18 protein-coding genes and 1 other RNA gene are annotated in these 18,716 nt (G+C 45.8%); 3 read left to right on the forward strand and 16 right to left on the reverse strand.

Going from position 1 to position 18,716, the window contains the following annotated elements; all coding sequences use genetic code 11:
- Positions 1–122 precede the first annotated feature (122 nt).
- The 3 genes from typA to MKX36_RS16325 all read right to left on the reverse strand — a co-directional run bounded on the left by typA (position 123) and on the right by MKX36_RS16325 (position 3,572).
- Positions 123–1,964 carry a translational GTPase TypA gene (gene typA, locus MKX36_RS16315; protein ID WP_016821562.1) on the reverse strand — a complete coding sequence of 614 codons (1,842 nt, stop codon included), beginning with the start codon at positions 1,962–1,964 and terminating at the stop codon, positions 123–125.
- A 294-nt stretch (positions 1,965–2,258) separates the two neighbouring features.
- Positions 2,259–2,750, reverse strand: a complete 492-nt coding sequence (locus MKX36_RS16320; protein ID WP_016821563.1) for a hypothetical protein — start codon at positions 2,748–2,750, stop codon at positions 2,259–2,261.
- 162 nt (positions 2,751–2,912) lie between these two features.
- Positions 2,913–3,572, reverse strand: coding sequence for a TerC family protein (locus tag MKX36_RS16325; RefSeq protein WP_025365349.1), 660 nt, complete (start codon positions 3,570–3,572; stop codon positions 2,913–2,915).
- 217 nt (positions 3,573–3,789) lie between these two features.
- On the opposite strand from MKX36_RS16325, the gene MKX36_RS16330 reads away from it, so the two are divergent.
- Positions 3,790–4,485, forward strand: a complete 696-nt coding sequence (locus MKX36_RS16330) for a TerC family protein (RefSeq protein ID WP_340865025.1) — start codon at positions 3,790–3,792, stop codon at positions 4,483–4,485.
- Between the two features lie 68 nt (positions 4,486–4,553).
- Here the strand turns inward: MKX36_RS16330 and thiI are convergent, their stop codons facing one another.
- From thiI to MKX36_RS16360, 6 genes are all read right to left on the reverse strand, one after another.
- Positions 4,554–5,780, reverse strand: a complete 1,227-nt coding sequence (thiI, locus tag MKX36_RS16335) for a tRNA uracil 4-sulfurtransferase ThiI (RefSeq protein WP_340865026.1) — start codon at positions 5,778–5,780, stop codon at positions 4,554–4,556.
- 1 nt (position 5,781) lies between these two features.
- Positions 5,782–6,930 (reverse strand): cysteine desulfurase family protein, encoded by a 1,149-nt coding sequence (locus MKX36_RS16340; RefSeq protein ID WP_117289016.1) that lies wholly within the window; start codon positions 6,928–6,930, stop codon positions 5,782–5,784.
- A 155-nt stretch (positions 6,931–7,085) separates the two neighbouring features.
- On the reverse strand, positions 7,086–7,784 hold the full coding sequence (locus MKX36_RS16345; RefSeq protein WP_016821568.1) for a lytic transglycosylase domain-containing protein: 699 nt from the start codon (positions 7,782–7,784) through the stop codon (positions 7,086–7,088).
- A gap of 163 nt (positions 7,785–7,947) precedes the next feature.
- Positions 7,948–8,343: a hypothetical protein gene (locus MKX36_RS16350; RefSeq protein ID WP_016821569.1), complete on the reverse strand. Its 396-nt coding sequence runs from the start codon at positions 8,341–8,343 to the stop codon at positions 7,948–7,950.
- Positions 8,344–8,384: 41 nt separating this feature from the next.
- Complete coding sequence (locus MKX36_RS16355) at positions 8,385–8,612, reverse strand: DUF1540 domain-containing protein (RefSeq protein WP_025365350.1); 228 nt, start codon at positions 8,610–8,612, stop codon at positions 8,385–8,387.
- A gap of 188 nt (positions 8,613–8,800) precedes the next feature.
- Complete coding sequence (locus MKX36_RS16360; protein ID WP_016821571.1) at positions 8,801–9,307, reverse strand: YpuI family protein; 507 nt, start codon at positions 9,305–9,307, stop codon at positions 8,801–8,803.
- Between the two features lie 186 nt (positions 9,308–9,493).
- Between MKX36_RS16360 and MKX36_RS16365 the strand changes: the two genes are divergently transcribed.
- Positions 9,494–11,374: a S8 family peptidase gene (locus MKX36_RS16365; RefSeq protein ID WP_340865027.1), complete on the forward strand. Its 1,881-nt coding sequence runs from the start codon at positions 9,494–9,496 to the stop codon at positions 11,372–11,374.
- Between the two features lie 53 nt (positions 11,375–11,427).
- On the opposite strand, the gene MKX36_RS16370 is transcribed toward MKX36_RS16365, so the two are convergent.
- Positions 11,428–11,658, reverse strand: a complete 231-nt coding sequence (locus MKX36_RS16370) for a hypothetical protein (RefSeq protein ID WP_013372124.1) — start codon at positions 11,656–11,658, stop codon at positions 11,428–11,430.
- Between the two features lie 88 nt (positions 11,659–11,746).
- Entirely contained in the window at positions 11,747–13,222 is a 1,476-nt protein-coding gene (gene pdxR / locus MKX36_RS16375; protein ID WP_340865028.1) for a MocR-like pyridoxine biosynthesis transcription factor PdxR, read from the reverse strand.
- A gap of 116 nt (positions 13,223–13,338) precedes the next feature.
- On the opposite strand from pdxR, the gene MKX36_RS16380 reads away from it, so the two are divergent.
- Positions 13,339–14,559: an aminotransferase-like domain-containing protein gene (locus MKX36_RS16380; RefSeq protein ID WP_017428148.1), complete on the forward strand. Its 1,221-nt coding sequence runs from the start codon at positions 13,339–13,341 to the stop codon at positions 14,557–14,559.
- Between the two features lie 278 nt (positions 14,560–14,837).
- Here the strand turns inward: MKX36_RS16380 and rnpB are convergent.
- The 5 genes from rnpB to MKX36_RS16405 form a co-directional block, all read right to left on the reverse strand.
- Positions 14,838–15,236, reverse strand: an RNA gene (gene rnpB, locus MKX36_RS16385) — RNase P RNA component class A.
- 79 nt (positions 15,237–15,315) lie between these two features.
- Entirely contained in the window at positions 15,316–15,882 is a 567-nt protein-coding gene (locus MKX36_RS16390; RefSeq protein WP_016821575.1) for a flavin reductase family protein, read from the reverse strand.
- 62 nt (positions 15,883–15,944) lie between these two features.
- Complete coding sequence (locus MKX36_RS16395; protein WP_340865030.1) at positions 15,945–17,060, reverse strand: Nif3-like dinuclear metal center hexameric protein; 1,116 nt, start codon at positions 17,058–17,060, stop codon at positions 15,945–15,947.
- Entirely contained in the window at positions 17,036–17,797 is a 762-nt protein-coding gene (locus MKX36_RS16400) for a tRNA (adenine(22)-N(1))-methyltransferase (protein WP_031461794.1), read from the reverse strand. Before MKX36_RS16400 ends, MKX36_RS16395 begins: the two co-directional genes overlap by 25 nt.
- The gene (locus tag MKX36_RS16405) at positions 17,794–18,633 is read right to left on the reverse strand and encodes a hypothetical protein (protein WP_016821578.1); all 840 of its coding nucleotides are present in this window, start codon (positions 18,631–18,633) and stop codon (positions 17,794–17,796) included. Before MKX36_RS16405 ends, MKX36_RS16400 begins: the two co-directional genes overlap by 4 nt.
- Positions 18,634–18,716 lie beyond the last annotated feature (83 nt).

Raw genomic sequence — 18,716 nt, forward strand, 5'->3', positions numbered from 1 at the left:
TCAACACCTTTTCCTGCGTTTTGAGAAATATAGCTTTCTCCAAGTTTACAATCCTAAAACACATACAGCGGCGCATCCCATTTCCGGGCGTCGCCGCTGTGGCCAAAGACCAATCCTATGAATTAACTATTTGCTTGTGCTGTTTTACGTTGTTTCTCCGCACGCTCGCGCTCACCTTTGTTCAAGATCTTTTTACGCAAACGAATGGATTTAGGAGTGATTTCACAATACTCATCATCATTCAGGTATTCAAGCGCCTGCTCCAGAGAGAAGATAACAGGTGTTTTTAATTTAACTGTATCATCTTTTGTTGCGGAGCGAACGTTTGTCAATTGTTTTTCCTTACAGATGTTAACGACAATGTCGTTATCACGGGTGTGCTCACCAACAATCATACCCTCATAAATTTCAGTCCCTGGCTCCAAGAACAAAATACCACGATCTTCTACGCCCAGCATACCATAAAATGTAGAGGTGCCGTTTTCCGTGGATACGAGTACACCTTGATGACGTCCACCTACTTGACCGCCAACAAATGGTCCATAGCTGTCAAATGCATGGTTCATTACACCGTAGCCACGAGTCAAAGTCAGGAAGTTTGTAGTGTAACCGATCAAACCACGTGCAGGGATCAGGAATTCCAAGCGAACCTGTCCAGTACCATTATTAATCATGTTGACCATTTCGGCTTTACGGGAGCCCAGGCTTTCCATAACTGCACCCATGCTTTCTTCCGGAATATCAATGAGGAGACGTTCGATTGGCTCCATTTTTTTACCGTCAATTTCCTTAACGATAACTTCCGGTTTGGACACTTGCAGTTCGTAACCTTCACGACGCATGTTTTCAATCAGGATTCCCAAATGCAATTCACCACGTCCAGATACAATAAAGGCATCCGGGCTATCGGTTTCATCAACACGCAAGCTGACATCTGTTTCGAGTTCTTTCAGAAGACGCTCACGCAATTTACGAGATGTTACCCACTTACCATCGCGACCTGCGAATGGACTGTTGTTAACCAAGAAGGTCATTTGCAGTGTAGGTTCATCAATTTTCAGTACAGGCAACGCTTCAGGATGATTTGGATCGGCAATGGTTTCACCAATGTTGATGTCCTTAATCCCCGCGATCGCCACAATGTCACCAGCGCCTGCTTGATCGGTTTCAATCCGTTTCAGTCCTTGGAAGCCGAACAACTTCTCAATACGCGCTGATTTACTGCTGCCATCACGTTGGATAACTGTGACCGCTTGTCCCTGCTTGATGATACCGCGGTTCACCCGACCTACTGCAATTCGGCCCAGGTATTCGTTATAGTCCATCAGTGTTACGAGGAATTGAAGAGGCTCATCTACTTTCTCAGTTGGAGATGGAATATGCTCTACCACTGTTTCGTACAATGCTTGCATGTTGTCATCTTGCTTTTCAGCATCCAAGCTGGAGGTTCCGTTCAGTGCCGAAGCGTACACAACAGGGAATTCTAATTGATCATCATTTGCACCCAGCTCGATGAACAGATCCAGTACTTCGTCAATGACTTCTGCTGGACGAGCTGCCGGACGGTCAATTTTATTGACTACAACGATAGGCGTCAGATTTTGTTCCAGCGCTTTACGCAGTACGAATTTCGTTTGCGGCATGCAGCCTTCGTAAGCATCAACGACGAGCAAAACGCCGTCAACCATTTTCATGATCCGTTCCACTTCACCACCAAAGTCGGCGTGTCCCGGTGTATCTACAATGTTAATCAGGTAATCTTTGTAAGTGATAGCTGTATTTTTAGCCAAAATCGTAATACCGCGTTCACGTTCCAGATCGTTGGAGTCCATGGCGCGCTCCTGAACAGCCTCGTGTTCTCTAAATGTTCCAGACTGTTGAAGCAACTTATCGACAAGTGTCGTTTTTCCGTGGTCGACGTGGGCAATAATCGCAATATTGCGAATGTTCTCTCTTGCATGCATGGTTTGTATCCATATCCTTTCCGTATATCAAAATAGTGTCTCTATCCTGAAGCAATGCTCATTCAAGGCTAACAATCGTTCTTTAGGCCCACTCCCTGCCAGCCTTCTATAATGTTTCAGGCTTTATACAGACAGCTTCTCTCTCCGATTCGCGTGAAAACCTTAAAATAAGCGTCAGAAATCATTCCGACGCTCTTTTCATATCCATTATATTATAGTAGAAATATGTCATAAAGCAAGACATTATTGCCTGTTCCGTAATTTACCGCCATGAAATCTGCACAGCTTGTCGGTTTACCAGTTGCGTTTGCTACGGTTGTTTATGACCAACCAGATTCCAGCTCCAATCAGCAAAACGGCAATAATATACATGATGCCTGTACTTAGCAAGGTAATAATTAATAATAGCACCGATATCAAGCCTAATAGCACGCTCCCTGTGTATACATTGCGAGATAGCGAAATATCATTAATGGCATACTCCCATAATCCAATCGCCACACCTAGAAGGAACATAGGCCATAAGTAGACCATTAAATGCCATCCCCAAGTATTGCAGAGAAAAAAGAGGAAGCCGTATACCGACAAAATCCCTGCCGGCAGCAACATAAAGGGTGATACCTTGCGCATCATATACATTGCATGCAGCACGATTCCAGGTATTAAAATCAGCAAGGGCCAAAGGTTGCGTCCCAAGAAGGAGAACGTCCCCAATTTCCCCAACAAAATAATCAGTCCTACGGCAACAATGCCTACTCCGATCATACGCTCTTTTCCGGAATTCATCGTGGTCTCCTTTGTTTGCTGGATTTGTTTTTGAGTCATTAAATGTAGTTATTTTTAAGTACACTTTTATGAATATAGAGTTTTTACAAAAACCGAGCAAACTCCCCGGCATCTGCAAAACCCTATGTCTAGTTTAGCCGATGTTTTCCAAAAAAACCACGTTCAAATATGACGGGTCCGTAGCTGTCGATATATTCCTGCAATGACAACCGCTACGGCCAGCAAGAGCGGTAACCACGCATGTATAACCTCACCCATGACTGCTAACCATATGCCCAATTTGGGATCACGCAGTAGCATTTCTCCTGCCGTAAAGGCCAGAATGGCAGATCCCAGCAGAACAAGGATCGGGAATCGATGAAGCCAGATTGCTATCACATTGCTGCCCCAGACGACAATCGGAATACTAATTGCGATACCAATGACTATAATAGCAATGTCCCCATTGGCTAGAGCTGCAATAGCTAATACGTTATCTAGACTCATTACAAAGTCTGCTACTAATATCACTTGTATTGCCTTCCAAATGGTTGTTTCCGCTCTTACTCCTACATGATCATCATTCTCATACAGCAACTTGAATGCAATCCATAACAGAAGTAAGCCGCCCGCCGCCTGAATAAAAGGTATGCCCAGCAAAATAACAGCTACAAAAGTCAACACACAGCGCAGAAGGACCGCACCGACTGCCCCCCACCATATCGCTTGACTTCGCTGCCTTGCAGGCAAGTTTTTGCTCGCCATGGCTATAACAACTGCATTATCACCGCTTAGCACCAAATTAATCATTAATATTTTCAATAGCAAAATGATATGCTCCATATGTACAAACACCCCCATCCTACATGTATGCGAAATCGGACGAGGCTATGCTTGCAGGCATTTCAAATAAGTCATCATTTATTAATAACTGATATCCAATTTGTTGAGTATATACCTTGAATTCAATAACAAACAGCAATATAATGAATCGTATTTCCGAAAAACGGGTATTAACATAAACAACATGCAATGTTTTTGATGATGTTTAATCAGGGAGATGAGAACGATTGACATGTCTGTACTTCAGTTCTTTTGGCTATTGCTTAATGTAATATTTATTGACCTTCTACTCGCAGGAGATAATGCGATTGTAATTGGGCTTGCCGCCAGAAAGCTGCCTCCTGCAATGCAAAAAAAGGCGATTCTATACGGCACCGGGGGTGCCCTGCTCATCCGCATAGCAGCCACTATTGTGGTACTCTGGTTGCTCCAAGTACCGTGGTTGTTACTCATTGGGGGTATGATGCTAGTCTGGATCGCGTATAAGTTGCTCGTGGACCAAGAGGATCATGCTGAAGTTAAAGCAGGCACAACGCTATGGGGTGCTATCCGCACCATTATTATCGCCGATGCGGCAATGGGTCTGGACAACGTGATTGCTGTTGCTGGCGCGGCCCAGCAGCATTTGATACTTGTAGTGCTGGGCCTGTTAATCAGTGTGCCGATCGTTGTATGGGGAAGCACTCTTTTTATCAAGCTGATCAACAAATTCCCCTGGATCATCTATTTAGGATCGGCTGTGCTTGGTTATACGGCCTCTAATATGATCACTGAAGAACGTAAGCTGGCACCATACTTTACGGAGCATCCGGCACTGCGTATCTTGTTTATTGCCACCGTTATGGCTGGCATTTTGCTCACAGGGTATCTTCAAAATCGCAGAGCAGTAGCCCGTCGAGAAAAAGCCATCTGAAAGAGGTTCAAAAGGACCTCACCCAAATAAAAGCAGACCCCAACATTGTTGCGGGTCTGCCTTTTTTATTAAAACCAATCTTCCTGTATAACTTCCTCTTTACGCCCCTCTATAGCTCCGCCTGCCTCAAGGACAACCGTCTCCGTTGTAGCTACAGCCTGATCGATCAAAGCATTTAAATCCCGAATAGAAGCTTCAATCTTCTGCACTACCCACAAATTCGGATTGGTCGTGGGAGATTTGGGAACAAACAATGTACAGCAATCCTCATACGGGAGAATGGATAAATCGTAGGTGCCAATTTGCTTAGCGATTTCTGTGATCTCCTGCTTATCCATCATGACGAGAGGTCGCAGCAAGGGGAGTTCCGTCGAACGACCAATCACATTCATGCTGGATAGCGTTTGACTAGCAACTTGACCCAGACTGTCGCCTGTCACGAGTGCCAATGCTCCTTCACGCTCTGCCAGCATTGTTGCAATTCGCAGCATAGACCGCCTCATTAGCGTAATAATCAAATTATCCTGCCCAGTGCGAGTAAAGGCCGTCTGCACCTCTGTAAACGGCACAAGGTGGATTTTGATTCGGCCCGCGTATCCTGCTAATACTTTTGCCAAATCAATAACCTTTTCTTTCGCACGCTCACTTGTAAATGGATAGCTATAAAAATGTACACATTCGATTTCCAAGCCTCTACGCATGGATGACCATCCTGCTACCGGACTGTCAATTCCACCGGACAGCAGCAGCATAGCTTTGCCGTTCGTCCCTAACGGAAAGCCCCCTACAGCCATAATAACATCACTAAAAATATATGCCGCCTGCTCTCTTACCTCCACACGCAGCTCAATATTAGGTTGACGTACATCGACCCTCAGCGCCGGAAAATTCCGCAATATAGGAGAACCAATTAAATGATTCATCTCTTGTGAAGAATGGGGAAACTCCTTCCATACTCTGCGGGCATTTACCTTGAATGTCGTTCCCTCGTCTACGTTCAGCTCATGCATTAAAGCTACAGCCGTCTCAATGATAGCATCCAACTCAACAGGAGCCATTTTGACAGGACTAATCGTCGTGATGCCAAACACCTTTTGCAATACTTGAATGATCTGTTCATAAGGCTCTCCCCCGAGAACCACATAAATCCGTCCAAATTCCTTGCGCAAAGAGGCACCTGGAAAGGGCTTAAGCAGCAGTTTTACGTGTTTCAGTACAGCCTTTTCAAAACGAGCACGATTCTTCCCTTTTAATGTAAATTCACCGAAGCGAAGTAACAGCATATCATAGTGCATTTTAACGTTTCCACCTTTCAAGGGATTCCAGCTTGGCTACAGCCTGTCGAAGTGCGAGTATGAGCTCGTCGATATCCTGTTCCGTATGTTCATCACCAAAGCTGATACGAATGCCGCCGGCTGCTTCTGCCTCATTGCGGCCCATCGCCAGCAGTACCCGGCTGGGCTCGGCTAATTTTGAAGAGCAAGCCGATTTGGTGGACACTGCCACACCCAATTGCTCCAGCGTATGCAGCAGTACCTCGGCCTTCATGCCCGGATACGAAAAGTGGACAATATGCGGCGCTTCTTTCCCACTGTTCAGCCGCAGTTGTGGGATTGTTTTCAATTCTGCAGCCACTCGTTCTCTCCACTCAATCATGCGCTGTGCTGTCTCTGCTTGTCGTTCGCCCGCCAGCCGTACCGCCTTGGACATACCGACAAGCGATGGTACATTTTCGGTACCCGCACGAACCCCTTGCTCCTGAGAGCCGCCACTAAGCAGTGGGAAAAGCTCTACACCTTCTCGAACGAATAGCAACCCCACACCTTTGGGTCCACGTAGCTTATGCGCTGAAAGGCTATACAGATCAGCTTGCCACCCCCGGATATCAACCGGCAGCTTTCCAAACCCCTGTACACCGTCAATATGAAATAGGACACGAGGGAACTGTTTCTTCAGCGCAGCTCCGATATCATGCAACGGTTGCACTCTTCCCGTCTCATTATTGACATGCATGATACTAACTAAAATCGTATCTTTACGAACAGCTGCACAAACCTGTTCGGCAGTCACATGACCTTCCTCATCCACAGGTAAAAAAGTAACCTCAAAACCCAAATTTGTTAGCTGTTTGCATGCTTCATACACAGACGGATGCTCTGTCGATACAGTAACGATATGTTTGCCTCTAGTCTGATACTGCAAAGCTGCTCCCTTAACGGCAAGATTATTACTTTCCGTTGCCCCGGATGTGAAGACAATCTCTGAAGGAGATACTCCCAAAGCTGCAGCGCATACTTCGCGCGAGCGCTTAATCAACTTATCCGCGTCCTCTCCATACCGATGCATGGAAGATGGATTGCCATAATGGCGTCTCATTACCTCGGCAACGGTTGTAATCACCTCTTCAAAAGGCGGAGTTGTCGCGGCATAATCAAAATATTTCATCAAACTCCCCTTTCTGCCCCACAACTGCTACAACAAAAAAAGACCAAAACAGGGAAAGGCCGCTTCATTACAGCGACACCCTTTCCCCATATTGATCCTGTCTGCGGACCTAATCGAATTGAAATTACGCACTTTTATGCTATAAGCTATAGGGCTTAGATGGTATATTTTTCACGTGCATTCTGAATTTTGGAAATATATCTTTGCGTTTCTACCGGAAGCTTGTCCAGTACAGACATCAACTGCTCATCACTACTTACTCCAAGCCGCTGCACCCGTCCGGGACCTGCATTGTACGCAGCCAGCGCCATATTTTCCTGTCCGTTAAAACGTTTAATCTGGTAAGACAAATAGCGTACGCCAGCATCAATATTTTGTGCAGGATCATAGGGGTCACTAACTCCCAGACCTTGAGCTGTAGCATCCATCAACTGCATAAGTCCTTTGGCTCCGGCCGAAGAAGTAACCGATGGATTAAATGAAGATTCCGTATCAATAACTGCTTTAATCAAAGCTACCGGAACGCCGTATTTCTGACTTGCCTCATTAATCAAACTATCATACGCTGTAGCTTTTGTAGGTCCGTCCGTTGCCGCATTGGAAGAAGCCGGATAGACTGCCAATGGCGAAGCCGTTCCCCTCGAAGGTCCCAGTTGTAGCCAGAGCAAGCCGTTTTCATCTCTGGTAACATCGCCTGAATTTTCTTGGGTGACAGCATCATCTGTTTCCAGCTGACCTACTTGTTCCAGCAATCCAGAAAAAGCATCCGCTGTACCCGTCTGGGTCGTAGCACTCATATTATTTAACAGCTGCATGTCTAACATAGATTTGGACACGCGCGGATCAATTTGCATGTGGTGTTCCCAACTTTCTATAGTTGTTATATCCCAAATAGCTTGTCGTTATTGCTATGATACAACTTTTTACTATGTACTTCCATACTTTTTAATGAAAAAAAGCTCCGTTTCTGTCGAAAAGACAGCGGAGCTAAGATATCGGAACCTTTACCCAACAGGGTTAGCGCACAAACGGGATAAAAGCAAAATAACTCAAGGTTGCCAATGCGCCAAGACCAATCGACCAAATACCGGTTGTTTTACTGCCATTTACATAAGCAAAAAATCCTAAAACTGCCGCAATGGGTCCCAGCACAATAGACCACATAAACAATGATGCGATACCAGCAGCCAGCCCAATATAGCCGGAAATACGACCACTATTGTTTATAACCTGCTCTTCACCCTTGTTCTCATGTTTGGTCACAACTGGCGAGCCAGGAGCAACCTCTGCGGCATATTCCTCACGATGATGGCGGCGCTTGGCAGAGCGCTCCTGAACGTGACGAGGATAATCTACACGTTCACGGCTAACATGCTCTTCATTCTTATGCTTATCGTTTTCATGATCTTCCATAATTCCTGCACCTCCAAATGGAAATGAATCGCGTAATAAATCTAGAGAGACTTCGGCTTAAAGGTGTGGCAACAGGTTGCAGCAGACGTTGCAGCCTTATCACGTTCTTCTGAACTAAAGCTTTCCCCCGCATATTCTTCTTTAAATTTTTTCCCGGCATGACCATCTACTTCAATCATGATCAAATCTGCCTTGCAAAAGTTGTTTTCTCCCCAATAATGGCAATTGGCTACACTGCACTTTACGATTGGCTTGGCCTCTTGGCTCATGATCATCACCTCGGATTCATTGTCCCCCCGCTCGTCTGCACCTATGCGTTCATGGCATATGGCAGTTGGTGACATACGAAAAAAGCCGCTTCCCTTCGTCTCCTCCAAACTGGCAGGAAACAAGTAGAAAACGGCTTGCTTGTCTTGTTTTAGTTTTTGATTAGAAATGAATTTCTGGATTGAATGCTTTAGGCATGAGTACGACGAGTCTGCATCCGGCGCTGTGTCAAATAATCACTTTCATAATATGTCAGATCATCACGCAATTCTTCAAAGTTTTTCGTAATGTCCATGATCACTTCGCGTGCGGCTGGCACTGGCGTTTTACGGAAGCGGATAGCATCTTGTCCCGTATAAGCATAGCGTCCGTCCTCTGCGTAAGATTCATTTTTGGGATAAAAAAAGCTGTTCACGCAGTCATGGTATACGTTATACAATGCCTTTTCCGCAAAATCGACGTCAAAGTTGGCACGGCGCAAAGCCACACCCAACTTTTCATAGGATACTTCGGAAAAAACAAGGACATGGCGGAGATCCGACAAAAAACCTTTGTAAAAAAGTACGGACTCCTCATTGCCATCCACAGCCAGTTGCGGCAGAGCATGCTCATTGAGGAATGTTTCCACACGTTTTACGGCAGTTTTCAGTCTCTCCTGCGCCGACTCACATAATTTTTGTACGTTGACTGCTGACATCAAGGCAGCTCCCCCTTATTTGTTGCTTGTTCATCAATTTGGTTACCCGAAAATAGTCCCTTCTAACCGAAAGAGCTGTAATTTTCAGTATTTATCCTACCACAAATAAGCATTGAAAGGTATAAAAACATGCCAACCTCCTCACGCTAAACCATAAATTTATGAATACTTAAGGAGGACGGTTTCATGTCTCGGCGAAAATGGTTAAAACCCCTGCTCGGAGCAGCTGCCGGGGTGCTTCTGATCACACTGATGCTGCCTTCACGCGATCACCGCCACACACCACAACCCGAATATACGACCAAGATGGTACCACAGCAGGAGAAGCAGCTTAAAAAAGGAATGTTGGCTTTGGACCTGTCCGCTACAGATACCCTCACACGGATGGACGCAAGACAGGATATTCAATACGTAATGCGGGAGCTGAATGGTAAAACTGCCGATCAGAAAAGACAGTTCACCCACACATTGCAGCAATCACACAGTCATCTTCATACGCTCCAGTGGATTCACATTAGGGACGGAAAGACTAACACCTATACAGGTAGCAAAGCACAGACAAGTCTGCTGAGCCATCCTCAAATTCAAAGCAGCTTGGCTGCAGCTCGTCGTTCTGTCATGCAAAATAAATCCTATGAATCCGCTGCTTTTCAGGTGGAGGACGGTAAATATTTCGTCATGGCTGAACCATCGGCTGATGGAACATGCGGCGTTGCTGCTCTAGTCAGTCAGCAAGTATTGCGTGATGTGGAGAAGCATCAGCGCAAAAATTTGCGTTTGATTCCCTATCCAAAAGAAGGTAGCTACAAAATCGAATCCGTACACCCTGACACACTGCACGATATCACGGTCAAAACGGGACACGACAACGAAAATGCAAGCCATTATTTTGAAAACGAAATTGTCGTTCGCTTCCGTCACAATCCCGATTCACGACAACTGCAGGAAATTGCAGCAGACTTACACTGTGAGCCAGGTCGTAAGCTTGGTTATACTTATGTATTTCATTCGGATAAGATGAACTTTAAAGAGCTAAAGCAATACTTTTCACGAAAGTGGAATCCACTTTATGCTGAGCCTCACTATATGTATCTGACTAATGAGAAAGCACCTATCAAAGCGGACAGCTCTATTCCTAATGATCTGCTTTTTTCTCGCTATCAATGGAACCTGCCTGCTACCGAAACCAACAGAGGTTGGAAACTAAGCAAAGGCAGCAAGGATGTAATTGTCGCGGTTATAGATACAGGAGTGGATTTGGATCATCCTGATCTAAAAGGTCAAATTCTTTCAGGGCATAACGTGGTCAACCCGTCTGAAAAGCCTTATGATGACGTCGGTCATGGAACGCATGTCGCTGGCATCATTTCTGCGCTCGTAAATAACGGTGAGGGAGTCGCCGGTATGACGTGGTACAACAAGGTCATGCCGATCAAGGTACTTGACCAATCTGGCTCCGGTACGACTTACTCGGTTGCAGAAGGTATTATATGGGCAGCTGATCACGGGGCCAAGGTCATCAATTTGAGTCTCGGCAACTATGCACAAGCTTCATTTTTGCATGATGCAATCAAATACGCTTATGACAAAGATGTTGTATTAGTTGCAGCCACAGGCAATGATAATACGGAGCGACCTGGTTATCCAGCAGCATACCCTGAAGTATTTGCCGTTTCTGCTACAGATTCTTCTATGCACCGCGCATCCTTTTCTAACTACGGCGATTACGTGGACGTCATGGCTCCAGGTGCAAGTATTGCCAGTACGTATCCAGGGAATCAATATGCTGCGCTGTCGGGTACTTCAATGGCCAGTCCACATGTATCAGCGCTAGCTGCCCTGATTCGATCCATTAACCCTGATCTAACCAATAAAGAGGTAATGGATTTAATGAGAGACAGCGTAATTGATTTGGGCACACCAGGACATGACAAATATTTTGGGTATGGTCAAATCGACGTGTATAAAGCATTGAAAGCAGCACAACGTCCGTATGTTCCCCTGCAATTCTATCCACAGCATTTCAGTGACAAGTTAAAATCCCTATTGAGGAAACTGGAAGCCTAGGATACCCCAGAAAAAGCAGCCATGTTGCTCCATGGCTGCCTTTTTAGGCTTTCTTAACGCTTAGAACTGGTACGGACAGGCCGCTTTCCATGACTGCGAGTATGACAGCATGGGTCACCAGGATCCTTGACAACCACCGGAAATACGTGGTGGGGCACAGGTATAACATGCGCCTGATTGATAATTTCAATCGGATGAACAACAGGCACCACCTGTGGGTAAAATTGATGATTTACAAATTGGATAGGCGGGCACACAACCGGGTCGTAATGGCAATGACTCATAATGTGCAACTCCTTTCGGTGAATTAGTACAGCATATTAAGAAGGCGTATGCTGTGCTTGGATGTTTACCCCCTAATACATTTATCCCTTATAAAATAGGCTTTCGTTCCACAATGACCGAATGATTAAGAATTTCGCCTAACAAAGTACATAGCTTGCGCAGACCTGATTTAAGTGTTTCCTTGTCCGCATACGAAAAAGAAATACGGATATGATTACTATCCATACCACCTGCATAGCACACCGCACCAGGCAAAAAGGAAATGCCTTCACGGTCAGCTACCCGCTCCAATTCTGGAATATCCACCATAGAGGGAAGTTTAATCCATAGATTGAGACCACCTTCAGGAGCATACCAGGCAACCTCTGGCGGAGCATAGCGCTGGAGCGTATTCAATGCGACAGTTAGACGATCACGAATTTGTTCTCGCAATGAAACAAAATGCTGATCAAGTCGATTTCTGATAAAGGGTAGCAGTGCTTTTTGCGTTAATAGAGGGCTCCCCAAATCTGTAGTTGACTTGGCAGCCACCAAACGATCCATTACACTCCCAGTTGCCGCTACACAAGCTATGCGGCAGCCGGGAGCAACGGTTTTGCTGAAGCTTTTGATATAGACAACATGTCCGGACTGATCATGCGCCTTGATAGAAAGCGGTGGTTTTGCTTTGTAATACAGGTCGGAAAATGGATCATCCTCAACAATGAGGCAGTGATAACTTTGAGCCAGATCTAGTAATTGTGTGCGTCTGGCCATCGTCAAAGTTACACCGGTAGGATTATGAAAGGTAGGTATCGTATAGATCAATTTTGGGGGATGGGTATCACAGAGACGTGTCAAAATATCAATCCGCATCCCCTCCTCGTCCATCGGAATCATAATTACTTTAGCACCACGACTAGTGAACACATCAATGGCCCCAGTGTAGGTAGGAGCTTCCATGTAGACCACATCTCCCGGGCCAACAAACGTACGCGCCACCAGGTCAATCCCCTGTTGAGCTCCGCTGGTCACAAGCAGTTGCTCTGCCACTGTAGGTATACCACGTTCACTCAAGTGGTCTGCGAACACTTCTCTTAGTTCTAAATCACCTTCAAAAGTCCCATATGCAGCCATTACATCGGAATGTTCAGAGGATAAACGTTGAGTATCTGCGATGATTTCGCGCGTGGGAAGAAGCTCCGGTTGTATTGCGGCTATATGAAAAGAATAGGTAGCCTTTCGGCTATGATTAAAGTTTCTCCATAACTGCGCGCGCGGCAAATAATCGATGAGCGACATCTGCCAAGACAAATCCTGCGTCCGCTCACGATAAATCGGTACTGAAGCTTCCGCCACATAGCAACCTTTTCCCTGTGTACACGTAACCAGATTCATGGACTCCAGCTCGGCATACGCTTTGCTTACAGTTACAGGACTCACCGCAAGCAGACTGGACAGATGACGGATAGAGGGAAGCTTGGTACCTTGAGGTAGGAGCCCTGACTGAATGCGATCCGCTAATGTTTTGGTAATCTGTAAATATAATTTGACACTGCTGTTGCGGCTGAGATCAATATGCATCGGAACCCTTCCCTCCAAAAATCAACTGTTACATTTAGACGTTTACTGTTATACTTCATTATCGATATAATACAACAAATTTCTTAGCACAGTATAGAACACAGGAGATGATTGGATTGGAATACAAATTTTCGGGTATGGCTCGTACTCAGGGCTCGTCCATGGTAAGGGACATTTTGAAGCTGACACAGGGAACAGATGTATTATCTCTCGCAGGTGGCCTTCCGGCCGATGCCTTCTTTCCCGTCGAAGCGGTTGCTAAAGCCTATGAGCGGGTATTCCGCCTCGGCGGTACTACCGCACTTCAATACGGCCTAACCGAGGGATACATTCCTCTACGGGAACGTCTGGCAGCAATCATGTCATCCCAAGGCATCTCCGTCACCAGAGATAACATCCTCATGACAACAGGCTCGCAGCAGACCATTGATCTAGTTTCACGTGTGTTGCTTGATCCGCAGGATACTGTATTGGTGGAGTCCCCTACTTATTTGGCAGCTCTTCAGGTATTCAATTCCTATGGCGCTAACATTGTAAGTGTAAATACAGACGCTAACGGTATGCAATTAGATGATCTTGAGTCCAAAATCAAACTGCATCAGCCAAAATTTGTGTATGTCATCCCTACCTTCTCCAACCCAGCAGGAAGTGTATGGAGTATGGAACGCAGAACAGGCGTTGTTGAGCTATGCCGTAAATACGGAACTTTAATTTTTGAAGACGATCCTTACGGGCGACTCAAATTTGATGAGAACCTTAACTTCCCATCCCTATTTTCTATTGATCAACAGCTAGGTGGCGACGGTCATGTAATGTACACTTCTACATTCTCTAAAACTGTCGCTCCAGGTGTTCGCTCTGGATGGTTGGTAGCTGATCAAGCGATCGTCGTTAAGACCGCGAATGCCAAACAATCTGCTGATTTGCACTCCAGCAGTATTGACCAGCGTGCTTTGAATGAACTGTTGGACTTCTTTGATTTGGAGGGGCATATACGTACCGTGTCCGCTGAGTATCACACTCGTATGCTGCGTCTTACATCGTTAATGAAAGAACGCCAATGGGAAGGAATCACTTGGAATGATGCACTTGGTGGCATGTTTATGTGGGTTACCTTACCTGAAGGCTTCCGTTCTGAGCAGTTGCTGCAACTCGCGATTCAGGAAGGAGTCGCATTTGTGCCTGGACAAGTTTTCTATGCTGACCTGAGCGGCAGCAACCACATGCGAATCAACTTCACGCATACCGATCCAAGCCTGCTTCCAAAAGCAGTTGACCGATTGGATCGGGCGTTGAAGATGTATATGGAGGAAAATGTAGTAAGAAACGCGCGTTAATAGAGTGCTGATTGCACACCTCATCCTCGCACGTTTTTACGACAGAGAAATTATAAGTCAAAAAAAAACAGAATGAAGCCTCCAGTGCTATGCTGGGGGCTTCATTCTATAAATGTACGGATTTTGCGCAATCCGGCTGTACATTAAAAAGGGTGCTTCATCATTCCCACAGGAATATGACGCACCCTTTTTAATGCAATAAATACATTTGGATTAAAGATTTCTCATGCAAACAGGTCATTAATAAAATAGATTCATACATTTTAAGGTGTTGCAGTGGGGAAAGTTTTCCGTAAGCCGGGTTCTGTGCTATTCGTGGTACAGACGGGAACTACCCTCCCACTAAAAGCGACAATCATCTATCTAGGCCGAACATTGCTATCCAGCTCCAGCGACCAACCTAGACACACCTCGGGCTAAGGCTGCTTCGCGAAGAAGCTGTGTCCCTTTAGGTCTTGCTCCAGATGGGGTTTACCAGGAACGAAGTCACCAGCGTTCCTCGGGGTCTCTTACACCTCGGTTCCATCCTTGCCTGTGCCGCAAGCGGCCATCGGCGGTCCATTTCTGTGGCACTATCCTTCAACTCGCGCTGACTGGACGTTATCCAGCATCCTGCCCTATGGAGCCCGGACTTTCCTCTCGTGGCTTACGCCACCAGCGATTGTCTGTTAAACTTTCCGAACAACATTACATAGTATACAGGGAACGCGTGCATGATACAACCCTGAAAATATTGTAAATTATAGAGCACTCTTTTTACTTGCTCAAATAAAACGGATGTACCTTTCTCTGTAATGAATCATCTGCCACGTAATAAGCAGACCTTCCCACGTATAACGGAATTGAAAGCTTACTAAAATCAGGAACGTCCTCATCTAGGAATAGTTCATCATCCCGGTAGGTCTGCTGTATTTCGCCGACAATCCAGTCATGATCTCCGTAGGTATGAATATCCACTACTTTACACTCATAAGCGAGATACGCTTCCAGCAATATAGGCACATCCACTGAAATTCCGTCTTCATATGCAATCCCAAACTGCTGAAACTTATCTACATCTCTACCACTAAAGGTACCTACAGCCTGAATCCATTCCGATCTGTGCGCAGGCAGAAACTGAACACCAAAGCCTCCGCTTTTCTTAATCAGTCCGTAAGAATACGTTTCCTTCCTCAATGAAATGCCATACATGCCCGGTGATGATCCGATATATGTATGCCAGCCTGAGGCCATTACATTATTTACTCCCTCATAACGGGAAGTAACAATTGCAACCATGCCTGGATAGGCATGAATCGCAGAATCGGCTATCATCGTTCGCATACAACCTCTCCCTACGAAAAAATGTAATAGTACGCCTTTATTTTCTCATAGATGTGAAGGTTTTACAAAAATTGAAAAGGATCGGTGTCTACTTCAGATACATATACTTCCGTTGAGTATCGACCTTCTGCCAAGCGTTTGCGCATCCATTCTGCGGTTTTAGGCTTCATAATCTTTTCTGCGTTATGTCCAGGGTCAATAATAGCAATGCCGGCCATCAGGGCATCGTGAGCCGTGTGATAGTCGATATCCCCCGTCACTAATACGTCAGCGCCTTTAAAAAGCGACTTATTTACATAGCGACTGCCAGAGCCTCCAAGCACGGCTGCTTTTTTGATCCTACGGTCCAAGTCACCCACCACACGTACATGCTCAACGTTGAGACCGTTTTTCACAACATCTACAAACTCCCGCAACGTGCGGGCTTCCTTGAGCTTGCCCACTCGTCCCAATCCAAAGGTACGGCCTTTCAAATCCATAGAGTAAAGGTCATAAGCCACCTCTTCATAAGGATGAGCCTTCAGCATCGCTTGGACAACTTTATTGCGTACACCCTGCGGTACAATAGTCTCAATACGAACCTCTTCACTACGTTCCATTTTACCTGGTTCACCCAAAAACGGCTGTGTGCCTTTACCCGGTACAAAAGTTCCATAACCATCGATGTTAAAGCTGCAATGGCTGTAGTTACCGATATGTCCAGCTCCCGCATTCAGTACGGCATCCAGTACACGTTGATGATGTGTTTTGGGTACGAAAACGACAAGCTTAAATAATTGCTCGGTGTGAACATCCTCCAGCGTACCTTCACTTTGAATACCCAGTGCTTCTGCCATCCAATCATTCATGCCATCCTCTGCCGTATCCAGATTCGTATGACTGATGTAGACAGCAATATCATTCTTGATCAGCTTTTCATACAATCTGCCTGCAGGCTGGTCCGTGTTCAAAGCTTTAAGCGGGCGAAATATAATCGCATGATGCGCAATAATGAGGTCAGCTTTTATGCGGATCGCTTCTTCAACAACCTCATCATTGACATCCAGGGCTACTAATATGCTTTTGATTTCCTTTTGCAGGCTACCCAGTTGAAGACCAATTCTATCGTCTGGAACTGCCAAGTATTTCGGGGCCAGCTGCTCCATATAGCTAATTACTGTCTGTCCTTTGGCAAACATGCAAGTACCTCCTCCAGCTGCTCAATTTGCTTGCGCAATTGCTCCTGCTTATGCTGCGCGGATTCCTGATCTGACCGCGCCACTTGCGCCAGTACATCCTGAAGCTTGCGAATCTCCAATTGCCATTTCGAAAAAAAGGTTTCATTGGGTGCTTTGACCAATAACGGTCCGAGTTGCATTAACAAGTCCTCTGTCAGTACCAGCGAACTACCAGGAAGTTCCCATGCCCGATACAGCTCATCCTGTTTCAGTGAGCTTTCGGAAGCAGGTACTGCCGTCAGAACTTCATATATTTTACCGTCTTCCTCCATAATATGTTCATTTATTAATACCCATTGATGCTTAATTAGCCAGCGTCGTAAAATATCCTCGCCCACGTTGGGCTGTAAAACAAGCTGTTTCACTGAAGCAAGCTTGTCTTTCCCTTGTTCCAAAATGGAAGCAATCAAGGCACCACCCATACCCGCTATCGTAATAACATCTACCTCATTGACCTTAACTACAGCCAAGCCATCCCCTTTTCTAACCGCAATGCGATCTGTAAGGCCTGCTTCAGCCACCTGCTTTTGAGCCGCACGCAATGGTCCATCGTTGACCTCACCCGCTACGGCTTGTGATACTCTGCCAGAGCGCACTGCAGCCACAGGGAGTAATCCGTGATCCGAGCCAATATCAGCCAGTCTGCTACCGGCAGGAATTTGTTCCAAAATATATTGTAATCGCTGAGAAAGTTTCATGACGTCACCCACGTAATCCATTTTTTTCGAGTCCAAAATAAAATCCCTACGACAAAAGCCAACTTCAGTATGCTAAAAAACATCACTTCGCCTGCTGCTTGATGGCGCAGGACGACCGTGTCTGCTTCCGCCATAAACACAAGGGTCAGTCCTATAGTAAAATAAACCAACGCGAGACGGGGAAAGCGGCGATGTACCCACCAGCTTAATCCAATCAACAATACTGCGTGTAAAATCCAAAATACCTCAAGCATCACTAAAGTAGCTGTAGGCCAATAGCGGCCTATAAGCACCGCATACACTAAAAGCAGCCCAGCAAGACCACAGTAATGAAGCAAGCTGATGCGCAAAGTTAATCCTACGAGACACCATATCAAACCGCACAGGCCCACCAGCACTAGAAACCAAACCTTAGCTTCACCCTGATGAAGCTGAATGATCCATACACCTGAACCCAGCATAATTGCACTGCCTAAAGTGCTCAACATTGCACTCATACTCTTTTCGGAAGACCGCCAAACCGCGGCCATTCCATAGCAAATGGCAGTAACTGCACTTGCCGAGCATATTTGCATTGCCAACGGAAAAGCGGTAAAATAAAAACCGATCAAACAAATGCAGGAAATAATGACAAAACCAAGAAGCCAGGCGATCCCATGCCCGTGTCTAAGATATGTAAGCAGCCCAGTGTTGTTACGGTTTTGGCTTTGTGCCGGATTTTCATCGTCCCGATACAGGTTGGATAGAAAATCGCAATATTGCTCAGGGAGCAGTCGACTTTGCCGCCAATGCTCAATTTCATGTAACAGTATTGTCCGTTTTTTCTCCTGGTCCAAGCTTCTTCCCCTCCACCAAGGCTGCCATGAGATAAAAAAAGACCTTCTGCGCGCTTCAAGCCGCAGAAGGTCCGCAATGTTAC

It is taken from the genome of Paenibacillus sp. FSL W8-0439 (genome assembly GCF_038008995.1).
Taxonomy (GTDB): Bacteria; Bacillota; Bacilli; order Paenibacillales; family Paenibacillaceae; genus Paenibacillus; species Paenibacillus polymyxa.

Coding starts and splice junctions, on each gene's coding strand:
- typA (WP_016821562.1), bottom strand. CDS start 1,964: ATGCATGCAAGAGAGAACATTCGCAATATTGCGATTATTGCCCACGTC.
- MKX36_RS16320 (WP_016821563.1), bottom strand. CDS start 2,750: ATGAATTCCGGAAAAGAGCGTATGATCGGAGTAGGCATTGTTGCCGTA.
- MKX36_RS16325 (WP_025365349.1), bottom strand. CDS start 3,572: ATGGAGCATATCATTTTGCTATTGAAAATATTAATGATTAATTTGGTG.
- MKX36_RS16330 (WP_340865025.1), top strand. CDS start 3,790: ATGAGAACGATTGACATGTCTGTACTTCAGTTCTTTTGGCTATTGCTT.
- thiI (WP_340865026.1), bottom strand. CDS start 5,780: ATGCACTATGATATGCTGTTACTTCGCTTCGGTGAATTTACATTAAAA.
- MKX36_RS16340 (WP_117289016.1), bottom strand. CDS start 6,930: ATGAAATATTTTGATTATGCCGCGACAACTCCGCCTTTTGAAGAGGTG.
- MKX36_RS16345 (WP_016821568.1), bottom strand. CDS start 7,784: ATGCAAATTGATCCGCGCGTGTCCAAATCTATGTTAGACATGCAGCTG.
- MKX36_RS16350 (WP_016821569.1), bottom strand. CDS start 8,343: ATGGAAGATCATGAAAACGATAAGCATAAGAATGAAGAGCATGTTAGC.
- MKX36_RS16355 (WP_025365350.1), bottom strand. CDS start 8,612: ATGAGCCAAGAGGCCAAGCCAATCGTAAAGTGCAGTGTAGCCAATTGC.
- MKX36_RS16360 (WP_016821571.1), bottom strand. CDS start 9,307: ATGTCAGCAGTCAACGTACAAAAATTATGTGAGTCGGCGCAGGAGAGA.
- MKX36_RS16365 (WP_340865027.1), top strand. CDS start 9,494: ATGTCTCGGCGAAAATGGTTAAAACCCCTGCTCGGAGCAGCTGCCGGG.
- MKX36_RS16370 (WP_013372124.1), bottom strand. CDS start 11,658: ATGAGTCATTGCCATTACGACCCGGTTGTGTGCCCGCCTATCCAATTT.
- pdxR (WP_340865028.1), bottom strand. CDS start 13,222: ATGCATATTGATCTCAGCCGCAACAGCAGTGTCAAATTATATTTACAG.
- MKX36_RS16390 (WP_016821575.1), bottom strand. CDS start 15,882: ATGCGAACGATGATAGCCGATTCTGCGATTCATGCCTATCCAGGCATG.
- MKX36_RS16395 (WP_340865030.1), bottom strand. CDS start 17,060: ATGTTTGCCAAAGGACAGACAGTAATTAGCTATATGGAGCAGCTGGCC.
- MKX36_RS16400 (WP_031461794.1), bottom strand. CDS start 17,797: ATGAAACTTTCTCAGCGATTACAATATATTTTGGAACAAATTCCTGCC.